General features: G+C 63.7%; 2 protein-coding genes and 1 pseudogene. 2 read left to right on the top strand and 1 reads right to left on the bottom strand.

Features of this window, described 5'->3' with window-relative positions; all coding sequences use genetic code 11:
* The coding region (locus tag AC1VAN_RS21775) for a hypothetical protein (RefSeq protein WP_480986737.1) at positions 1-670 on the top strand (670 nt) is incomplete at its 5' end.
* Between the two features lie 57 nt (positions 671-727).
* Here the strand turns inward: AC1VAN_RS21775 and AC1VAN_RS21770 are convergent.
* Positions 728-874, bottom strand: a complete 147-nt coding sequence (locus AC1VAN_RS21770) for a hypothetical protein (RefSeq protein WP_161763242.1) — start codon at positions 872-874, stop codon at positions 728-730.
* Positions 875-1,009: 135 nt separating this feature from the next.
* On the opposite strand from AC1VAN_RS21770, the pseudogene AC1VAN_RS21765 reads away from it, so the two are divergent.
* Positions 1,010-1,429, top strand: a pseudogene (locus AC1VAN_RS21765) (hypothetical protein); the annotation flags it as partial.

The raw sequence follows: 1,429 nt of genomic DNA, 5'->3' as shown, positions 1-1,429 counted from the left end.
GATGCATCCAATGCCGGCACCCGCACATTCGCGCTTGATCACCGTAGCGGCCAGAACCCATCTCCGCCCCCTGGGCTGTGTGCAGAAAGGGCGCTCCAGAGTCTGGCTGGACGACCAGGGGTGGTGGGTCGGGATGGTTGAATTCCAGCAGTCTTCGTGGAGCAAAGGAAGTTATCTGAACGTTGGGGCGTGCTTCCTCTGGAATGAGAAGGACTTCCTGTCATTCGATGCCGGCCACAGGGTCGAGGGTTTCCACGAATTCATCAGTGACGCGCAGTTCGCACTGGCGGCGACGTTCCTGGCCGAACGCGCGGGGCAGGAGGTGCTCGCATTGCGGGAGCGTTTCGCATCGCCTTCGCACGTGGAGGCCTGGATGGCAGCCAACGCAGGCCTGTCGTTATGGGGCCACTACCACGCGGCAGTCGCGGCAGGCGTTTCTGGTGCGGTTGACCAGAGCAGGCAACTGTTCGAGAAGATCATTGCCGATCCGCACGACGTGCCGTGGGCGATCAACCTCAAGCACCGATGCGAGGCGCTTCTCTGCAGTGTGCAGAACGGCGCTGAATTCGAAGCAGAAATCGCCAGCATGATCACTCGGACCCGACGTCAGCTGGGACTTGCTGAACATGCGCAGGCAATGCCCGCTTGGCTGCGACAGCATGATTCGTAAAGCGGGTTGAAAACGGCCACCTGTCAGCTGGGCGCGGTACCAGACCCAGTGCGAATGTCACCCCGCGGCCACCGCTGTGGCGCGATGCGTGTGCTGCAGCAGACGGAACAGGCTCAGGGATAGCAGGAAGGCGACCTGCTCGACCAGGAAGGTGGCAATGCCCCATTGGAACAGCTGCCGGTGGGCCACCAGGTTGCCCAGCATTGCTTGTGGGCAGCCCGAACGCTACGAGAGCATCGGCCGGCGGTGACTGCCAGAAGTCGGGGGGACAGCTGCATCGCAGGCGCAGACCCCGCCCGTGATCCCGGCTTCACGCGCCGCACGCTATCCACAGCGGTCATGGACCTCATACGACTGCTGCGATCGCTGGAAGAATTCCTCTACGAGCTGGTCGGCTGGCTGGTGTTCTATCCGCGGATGTTCTGGCGGGTACTGATTCACCCCGGCGAGGTCGCCCTCTACACCCGCCGCGAGCTCGGCAAGGATTCGGACCAGCGGTTTTCCGATGCGATCAGCCCGGTGCTGATGCTGATCCTGTCGGTGGCCATCGCCCATGCGCTGGAAATGGCGATGCGCATGTCCTCGCCCCGACTCAGTACGCCGATGGGGCAGCTGCTTTTCAGCAGCGAGCAGGGGCTGCTGCTCACCCGCTCTGCGGTGTTCTGCGTGTACGCGCTCGGCGCGGCACTGGGCACGCTTCGGCGTCAGCGGCTGCCCGTGAACCGCGAGACGCTGCGCGAGCCCTTCTCCATCCAGGCG

This window comes from Stenotrophomonas sp. 05L44_2 (assembly GCF_056665995.1).
Note: the sequence above shows the minus strand (reverse complement) of the source record. Positions and strands in the feature narration are given on the sequence as shown.